The sequence below is a fragment of the Microbacterium testaceum genome, from assembly GCF_001476655.1.
Lineage (GTDB): Bacteria > Actinomycetota > Actinomycetes > Actinomycetales > Microbacteriaceae > Microbacterium > Microbacterium testaceum_C.
In genome coordinates, this window is the sequence record NZ_LDRT01000166.1 from 1 (window position 1) to 8,142 (window position 8,142).

7 protein-coding genes are annotated in these 8,142 nt (G+C 68.6%); 6 read left to right on the forward strand and 1 reads right to left on the reverse strand.

Annotated elements, in window-relative coordinates; translation table 11 throughout:
• Positions 1-31: 31 nt before the first annotated feature.
• Complete coding sequence (locus NS220_RS17510) at positions 32-286, reverse strand: hypothetical protein (protein WP_013586276.1); 255 nt, start codon at positions 284-286, stop codon at positions 32-34.
• A 196-nt stretch (positions 287-482) separates the two neighbouring features.
• On the opposite strand from NS220_RS17510, the gene NS220_RS17515 reads away from it, so the two are divergent.
• From NS220_RS17515 to ilvC, 6 genes are all read left to right on the forward strand, one after another.
• Complete coding sequence (locus NS220_RS17515) at positions 483-1,943, forward strand: alpha,alpha-trehalose-phosphate synthase (UDP-forming) (protein WP_058625272.1); 1,461 nt, start codon at positions 483-485, stop codon at positions 1,941-1,943.
• Complete coding sequence (otsB, locus tag NS220_RS17520; protein ID WP_081323254.1) at positions 1,940-2,719, forward strand: trehalose-phosphatase; 780 nt, start codon at positions 1,940-1,942, stop codon at positions 2,717-2,719. The genes NS220_RS17515 and otsB overlap by 4 nt, the downstream gene beginning before the upstream one ends.
• 59 nt (positions 2,720-2,778) lie before the next feature.
• On the forward strand, positions 2,779-4,497 hold the full coding sequence (gene ilvD / locus NS220_RS17525) for a dihydroxy-acid dehydratase (RefSeq protein WP_058625273.1): 1,719 nt from the start codon (positions 2,779-2,781) through the stop codon (positions 4,495-4,497).
• A gap of 44 nt (positions 4,498-4,541) precedes the next feature.
• Positions 4,542-6,350, forward strand: a complete 1,809-nt coding sequence (locus NS220_RS17530; RefSeq protein ID WP_058625274.1) for an acetolactate synthase large subunit — start codon at positions 4,542-4,544, stop codon at positions 6,348-6,350.
• A gap of 1 nt (position 6,351) precedes the next feature.
• Entirely contained in the window at positions 6,352-6,861 is a 510-nt protein-coding gene (gene ilvN / locus NS220_RS17535) for an acetolactate synthase small subunit (protein ID WP_058625275.1), read from the forward strand.
• A gap of 65 nt (positions 6,862-6,926) precedes the next feature.
• Positions 6,927-7,952 carry a ketol-acid reductoisomerase gene (ilvC, locus tag NS220_RS17540; protein ID WP_058625276.1) on the forward strand — a complete coding sequence of 342 codons (1,026 nt, stop codon included), beginning with the start codon at positions 6,927-6,929 and terminating at the stop codon, positions 7,950-7,952.
• Positions 7,953-8,142 lie beyond the last annotated feature (190 nt).

An 8,142-nucleotide genomic window follows, 5' to 3' on the forward strand; every position in this document is an offset into this window, starting at 1 on the left:
CGAGGTCGCGGCATCCGTTCGTCATTCGGGCTCAGCGCGCGAGACGCTTCTTCAACAGCTTCTGCTGTTTCTTGGCGACAGGGGAGTCGCCCGCAATGACGCGGCCGCGGCGGGCGCGGCGCGTGTCGACGACCGAGCCGATGGCGAGCGCGAGCGTGATCCCCCAGCTGAGCCACGCGAGGGCGGTGCGCCAGGTGAAGGGTTCGTCGTTGCGCAGCGCTCGCAGAAGCGTGATGCCACCCGTGATGGCGCTGAGGAGACCCGTTCCGAAGATGTACTGGCGCATGCGCCCAACCTACCGATGCACTGGACCGGGTGCCGTGTCTTGACACGCGTCCGTCCGTCACCGATAAACGCTCCTTGTGGCGAAACACGCCGTCTTGCCGCGTGTCTCGGCATGGACAGCGTTTATCGCATCTCGTCCACCCTCCTGCGTCGCCGAGAGCCGCTGTTAGCCTGAGGACGATCCCCGAGGAGGACCTGTGACCCAGGCCGATTTCGTCGTCGTCGCCAACCGACTCCCCGTCGACCGCACCCCGGACGGTGAGGGGTGGCGCCGTTCTCCGGGCGGCCTGGTGACCGCCCTCGAACCCGTGATGCGTCGTGCCGACGGTGCATGGGTCGGGTGGGCCGGCCAGCCCGATGTCGAGCTCGACCCGTTCGAGTTCGACGGCGTGCACCTGGTGCCGGTCGCCCTCTCGGCGTCGGACGTGCAGAACTACTACGAGGGCTTCTCCAACGACACCATCTGGCCGCTCTACCACGACGTCATCGCCGCCCCCACCTACAAGCGCGCTTGGTGGGACGCCTACGTGCGTGTGAACCGCCGCTTCGCGGAGTCTGCGGCCGCAGCCGCCTCGCAGAACGCCATCGTGTGGGTGCAGGACTACCAGCTCCAGCTCGTGCCCAAGCTCCTGCGCGAGCTCCGCCCCGACCTCACGATCGGCTATTTCCACCACATCCCCTTCCCGGCCTACGGCCTGTACTCGCAGCTCCCGTGGCGCAAGCAGGTGCTCGAGGGACTCCTGGGTGCCGACGTGATCGGGTTCCAGCGCGTGGCGGACGCGGGCAACTTCGCCCGCGCGGTGCGGCGTCAGCTGCGGTTCGAGACCAAGGCCAGCGGCATCCTGGTCCCCGACGGCGAGGGCGGGACGCGCGTCGCGCTCGCGAAGGCGTTCCCGATCTCCATCGATGCGGAGTCGTACATCGAGCTCGCGCAGAAGCCCGAGATCCAGAAGCGCGCGAAAGAGATCCGCGAGGGTCTCGGCAATCCCCGGAAGATCCTTCTCGGCGTCGACCGGCTCGACTACACCAAGGGCATCCGCCACCGCCTGAAGGCCTGGGGCGAGCTGCTCGAGGACGGCCGCGCCACCGTCGAAGACGCCACTCTCGTGCAGGTCGCCAGCCCCAGCCGCGAACGTGTGGAGGCGTACGTGCAGCTGCGCGACGAGATCGAGATGACCGTCGGCCGCATCAACGGCGATCACGACACCACGACCCACACCGCGATCCGCTACCTGCACCAGTCGTACCCGCGCGAAGAGATGGTGGCCCTCTTCCTCGCCGCTGACATCATGCTCGTCACCGCTCTGCGCGACGGGATGAACCTCGTCGCGAAGGAGTACGTCGCGAGCCGCATCGACAATCGCGGTGTGCTCGTGCTGAGCGAGTTCGCGGGAGCGGCCGACGAGATGGGCAGCGCCCTGCTCATCAACCCGCACGACATCGACGGGCTGAAGGACACGATCGTCCGCGCGCTCGAGATGCCCTCGAGCGAACAGGGGCGTCGCATGCGCGCCCTCCGCAAGCGCGTCCGGGACCACGACGTGGAGGACTGGTCGCGAGAATTCCTCGAGGCGCTGTCGACCTTCCACGACCGTGCGTCCAGCGCTGCCGCGGCCGTCGAGGTAGAGGCGGGTTCCGACGAAGAGGACTCCGAGTGACCGCCGCCGACGCGACCATCGAAGCTGTCGCGACGACGGAACGACTCCTGATCGCCCTCGACTTCGACGGCACTCTGTCGCCCCTGGTCGATGAGCCGATGACCGCGCGGATGACCGCCGCCGCGCGCGCGGTCCTCGACGACCTCATCGCCGTGCCGCGTACCGTCGTGGCCCTTGTGTCCGGTCGGTCGCTCGGGCACCTCCGCGAGATCGCCGAGCACACGGACGACTCGCCGATCTGGCTCGCGGGCTCGCACGGCGCGCAGTTCTGGGTGCCCGGCAGCGGCATCGAGGCGGCGCACGACGACACGGCCGACCTTGCTCTGCGCGATCGCCTGCAGGACGAGGTCGCCCGCCGCACCGCCGAGATGTCGGGCGTGTGGATGGAACCCAAGGAGTACGGCTTCGGCATCCACACCCGGACAGCGGATGCCGAGACCACACGCGCTGCCCGCGCGCTGGCCGACGACCTCGTCGCCGCCGAGGCACCGGCGTGGCGCCGGCGCACCGGCTACGACATCCTCGAGTTCTCGTTCCGCCACGAGGGCAAGGACTCCGCGATCGCGCACCTGCGGGAGCGTGTGGATGCCTCGGCGGTGCTGTTCGCGGGGGACGACGTGACCGACGAGGATGCGTTGCGCTCGCTCGGCGCCGGTGATCTCGGCATCCGTGTCGGTGAGGGAGAGACGGCGGCGGCGCTGCGTGTCGACGACATCGACGCGCTCGTCGCAGTCCTCGAGGACGTGGCGAGGTTGCGCCGCGCGCACACGGATTAATCAGACAATCGACACTCGTGGCGCAACGGCGCGTCACGAGCGCGCAATAGACTGCGAGGATGCCCGCACCGCAGAATCCGAACACCGGCGAGTTCGACATCAAGCCCCGTAGTCGCGTCGTCACCGACGGCATCGAAGCCACCACCTCGCGGGGCATGCTCCGCGCGGTCGGCATGGGTGACGAGGACTGGGACAAGCCCCAGATCGGCATCGCGTCGAGCTGGAACGAGATCACCCCCTGCAACCTCAGCCTCGACCGCCTCGCGCAGGGCGCGAAAGAGGGCGTTCACGCCGGCGGCGGATACCCGCTGCAGTTCGGCACCATCTCCGTCTCCGACGGCATCTCGATGGGCCACGAGGGCATGCACTTCTCGCTCGTCTCGCGCGAGGTCATCGCCGACAGCGTCGAGACGGTCATGATGGCCGAGCGCCTCGACGGCTCCGTGCTGCTCGCCGGCTGCGACAAGTCGATCCCGGGCATGCTCATGGCATCCGCTCGTCTCGACCTGTCGAGCGTCTTCCTGTACGCGGGATCGATCGCCCCGGGCTGGGTCAAGCTGAGCGACGGTACCGAGAAGGACGTCACGATCATCGACTCGTTCGAGGCCGTGGGCGCGTGCCTCGCGGGCAAGATGAGCGAGGCCGACCTCAAGCGCATCGAGTGCGCGATCGCACCCGGTGAGGGCGCGTGCGGCGGCATGTACACCGCCAACACGATGGCGTCGGTCGCCGAGGCCCTTGGCCTCAGCCTCCCCGGCTCCGCCGCCCCGCCCTCGGCCGACCGCCGCCGCGACTACTTCGCGCACCGTTCGGGCGAGGCCGTGGTCCACCTGCTGCGTCAGGGCATCACGACGCGTGACATCCTCACCAAGGAGGCGTTCGAGAACGCCATCGCTCTCGCCATGGCGCTCGGCGGCTCGACCAACGTCGTGCTCCACCTGCTCGCGATCGCGAACGAGGCGGAGGTCGAGCTGAACCTGCACGACTTCAACCGCATCGGCGACCGCACCCCGCACGTCGCCGACATGAAGCCCTTCGGGCAGTACGTCATGAACGACGTCGACCGCCACGGCGGCATCCCGGTCATCATGAAGGCGATGCTCGACGAGGGGCTCCTGCACGGCGACGCACTGACCGTCACGGGCAAGACCCTGGCCGAGAACCTGGCCGACCTGAACCCCGACCCCGTCGACGGCAAGGTCATCCACTCGTTCGACGACCCGATCCACGCGACCGGCGGCATCACGATCCTGCACGGCTCGTTGGCGCCCGAGGGCGCCGTCGTGAAGTCGGCCGGCTTCGACGGCAACGTGTTCGAGGGTCCCGCCCGCGTCTTCGAGCGCGAGCGCGGCGCGATGGACGCCCTCGAAGCGGGCGAGATCGCCGCCGGCGACGTCGTCGTCATCCGCTACGAGGGCCCGAAGGGCGGCCCCGGCATGCGCGAGATGCTCGCGATCACCGCGGCCATCAAGGGCGCGGGGCTCGGAAAAGATGTACTACTGTTGACGGACGGACGATTCTCAGGCGGCACAACCGGCCTGTGCATCGGCCACATAGCTCCCGAAGCGGTGGACGCAGGTCCTATCGCATTCGTGCGCGATGGTGATCTGATACGGGTCGATATCGCCGCTCGCACTCTCGACTTGATCGTCGATGAGGCCGAGCTGAGTTCCCGCCGTGACGGCTGGGAACCGCTTCCCCCGCGCTATACCCGTGGCGTTCTGGCCAAGTACTCCAAGCTCGTGCACTCCGCCGCGGAGGGCGCGGTCACGGGCTGACGGCCATCCCCTTCTCACCTTCTCCCGGTTCTCGAGGTACTCCCATGTCCATCGATTCCCCTACGGCGGCCGTGCCCCGGCCGCCCGCCCGCACCGCTCCGGCGCCCGTGATGTCGGGGGCGCAGGCGGTCGTCCGCTCGCTCGACCTGCTCGGCGTCACCGATGTGTTCGGTCTTCCGGGCGGGGCGATCATGCCCGTCTACGACCCGCTCATGGACGACGAGCACGTCCGCCACATCCTCGTGCGTCACGAGCAGGGCGCCGGTCACGCCGCCGAAGGCTACGCGGCGGCGTCCGGCAAGGTCGGCGTCGCGATCGCGACCTCGGGTCCCGGAGCGACCAACCTCGTCACCGCGATCGCCGACGCCTACATGGACTCGGTGCCCCTGGTGTGCATCACCGGTCAGGTGTTCTCGACCCTCATGGGCACGGACGCCTTCCAGGAGGCCGACATCGTCGGCATCACGATGCCGATCACCAAGCACTCGTTCCTGGTCAAGACGGCCGAGGAGATCCCCGGCGCGATCGCCGCGGCCTTCGAGATCGCCTCGACCGGCCGCCCGGGTCCCGTTCTGGTCGACATCACGAAGGACGCGCAGCAGGCCGAGGCGCCGTTCGTCTGGCCGCCCAAGATCGACCTCCCCGGCTACCGCCCGGTGACCAAGGCGCACGGCAAGCAGATCCAGGCCGCGGCCCAGCTGCTCGCCACCGCGCAGAAGCCCGTGCTCTACGTCGGCGGCGGGGCGATCCGCGCGAACGCGTCGGCCGAGCTGAAGGTGCTCGCCGAGGCGACGGGCGCCCCCGTGGTGACCACGCTGATGGCGCGCGGGGCGTTCCCCGACTCGCACGAGCAGCACCTCGGCATGCCCGGCATGCACGGCACGGTTCCCGCCGTGCTCGCGCTGCAGGAGAGCGACCTGATCGTGTCGCTCGGTGCGCGCTTCGACGACCGCGTCACGGGTAAGGCCTCGCTGTTCGCCCCGAACGCGCAGGTGGTGCACGTCGACATCGACCCCGCCGAGATCTCCAAGATCCGCACGGCCGACGTGCCGATCGTGGGCGACCTCAAAGAGGTCCTCGTCGACCTGGATGCCGCGTTCCGCGCCGCCGACGCCGAGCACCCGCACGACTACACCGAGTGGTGGACGTACCTGAACGGCCTCCGCGAGGAGTTCCCGCTCGGCTACACCCCGACCTCGGACGGTCTGCTCTCGCCCCAGTACGTCATTCAGCGCATCGGCGAGATGACCGGACCCGAGGGCGTCTACGCCTCCGGCGTCGGCCAGCACCAGATGTGGGCGGCGCAGTTCATCAAGTACGAGCGTCCCAACGCGTGGCTCAACTCCGGCGGCGCCGGCACGATGGGCTACGCCGTGCCCGCCGCCATGGGTGCCAAGGTGGCCCAGCCCGAGCGCGCGGTGTGGGCGATCGACGGAGACGGCTGCTTCCAGATGACCAACCAGGAGCTCGCGACCTGCGTCATCAACGACATCCCGATCAAGGTCGCGATCATCAACAACTCCTCGCTGGGCATGGTGCGCCAGTGGCAGACGCTGTTCTTCGACGGCCGCCACTCCAACACCGACCTGAACACGGGACACGGCACGCGTCGCATCCCCGACTTCGTCAAGCTCGCCGAGGCCTACGGATGCCTCGCGATCCGCGTCGAGAAGGAAGACGAGATCGACGCCGCGATCCAGCTCGCGCTCGACACCAACGACCGTCCCGTCGTGATCGACTTCGTCGTGAGCGCCGACGCCATGGTGTGGCCGATGGTCCCGCAGGGCGTCAGCAACAGCTACGTCCAGTACGCGCGCGATCACTCGCCCGCCTTCGCCGAGCAGGAGGACTGAGATGTCTCGTCACGTTCTGAGCCTCCTCGTCGAGGACAAGCCGGGTCTGCTGACCCGTGTCGCCGGTCTCTTCGCCCGTCGCGGGTTCAACATCGAATCCCTCGCGGTCGGCGTGACCGAGGTGCCGGGTCTGTCGCGCATCACGGTCGTCGTCGACGTCGAGGGCCTCCCGCTCGAGCAAGTCACCAAGCAGCTCAACAAGCTGATCAACGTGATCAAGATCGTCGAGCTCGACCCCGCGGCATCCGTCCAACGCGAGCACGTCCTCGTGAAGGTGCGCGCCGACAACGCCACCCGCTCCAACGTGCTCGAGGTCGTGAACCTCTTCCGCGCCTCGGTCGTCGACTACGCACCCGATGCGATCGTGATCGAGATCACGGGCGACTCCGGCAAGGTCGGCGCGTTCCTCAAGGCCATCGAGCCGTTCGGCGTGAAGGAGCTCGCGCAGTCGGGCCTGCTCGCGGTCGGTCGCGGTGGCAAGAGCATCACCGAGCGCGTCCTGCGCGGCTGAGACCCCTCTACTTCCACTCACCAGCGGCCCCTGTGCGGGGCCACGATTCAAGGAGAAACATCCTCATGGCAGAGATCTTCTACGACGACGACGCCGACCTCTCGATCATCCAGGGCAAGAAGGTCGCGATCGTCGGCTATGGCTCGCAGGGTCACGCCCACGCGCAGAACCTGCGCGACTCGGGTGTCGAGGTCGTCATCGCCCTCAAGGACGGCTCGAAGTCGACCGCGAAGGCCCAGGAAGACGGCTTCGAGGTCAAGAACGTCGCCGACGCGGCCGAGTGGGCCGACGTCATCATGATCCTGGCACCCGACCAGCACCAGCGCTCGATCTTCGCCGACTCGATCAAGGACAAGCTCACGGCGGGCAAGACCCTCGCCTTCGCGCACGGCTTCAACATCCGCTTCGGCTACATCGACGCCCCCGAGGGCGTCGACGTCATCCTCGTCGCCCCGAAGGCCCCCGGCCACACCGTGCGTCGCGAGTACGTCGCCGGCCGCGGCATCCCCGACATCATCGCCGTCGAGCGCGACGCCTCGGGCTCGGCCTGGGACACCGCCCTGTCGTACGCCAAGGCCATCGGTGGAACCCGCGCCGGCGTCATCAAGACGACCTTCACCGAAGAGACCGAGACCGACCTCTTCGGCGAGCAGGCCGTGCTCTGCGGTGGCATGAGCCACCTCGTCCAGTACGGCTTCGAGACGCTGACCGAGGCGGGCTACCAGCCGCAGATCGCCTACTTCGAGGTGCTGCACGAGCTCAAGCTCATCGTCGACCTCATGTGGGAGGGCGGCATCGCCAAGCAGCGCTGGTCGATCTCCGACACCGCCGAGTACGGCGACTACGTCTCCGGACCCCGCGTGATCTCGCCCGACGTCAAGGAGAACATGAAGGCCGTTCTCGCCGACATCCAGTCGGGTGCGTTCGCCGAGCGCTTCATCGCCGACCAGGACAAGGGCGCCCCCGAGTTCCTCGCGCTCCGCGAGAAGGAGCAGGGTCACCCCATCGAGGCGACCGGCAAGGAGCTTCGCGGCCTCTTCGCGTGGAAGCAGCAGGACAGCGACTACGTCGAAGGCTCGGCCGCGCGCTGATATCCGCCGGAGGCTGCGTCACCCATAGCGATCGCCCAGGCGATCGCGGTGGGCTCGGCCGCTCGCTGAGCGCGCTCCCTCGAACGCCCCGTGGCTCCGGCCGCGGGGCGTTCTCGTTTCGCCGGACGCTCGGGGGCGCGTGCGGCGCCTCGAGCGGCCGGGCGTGGTCCCGGCGCTCCGGCCGTGCGGC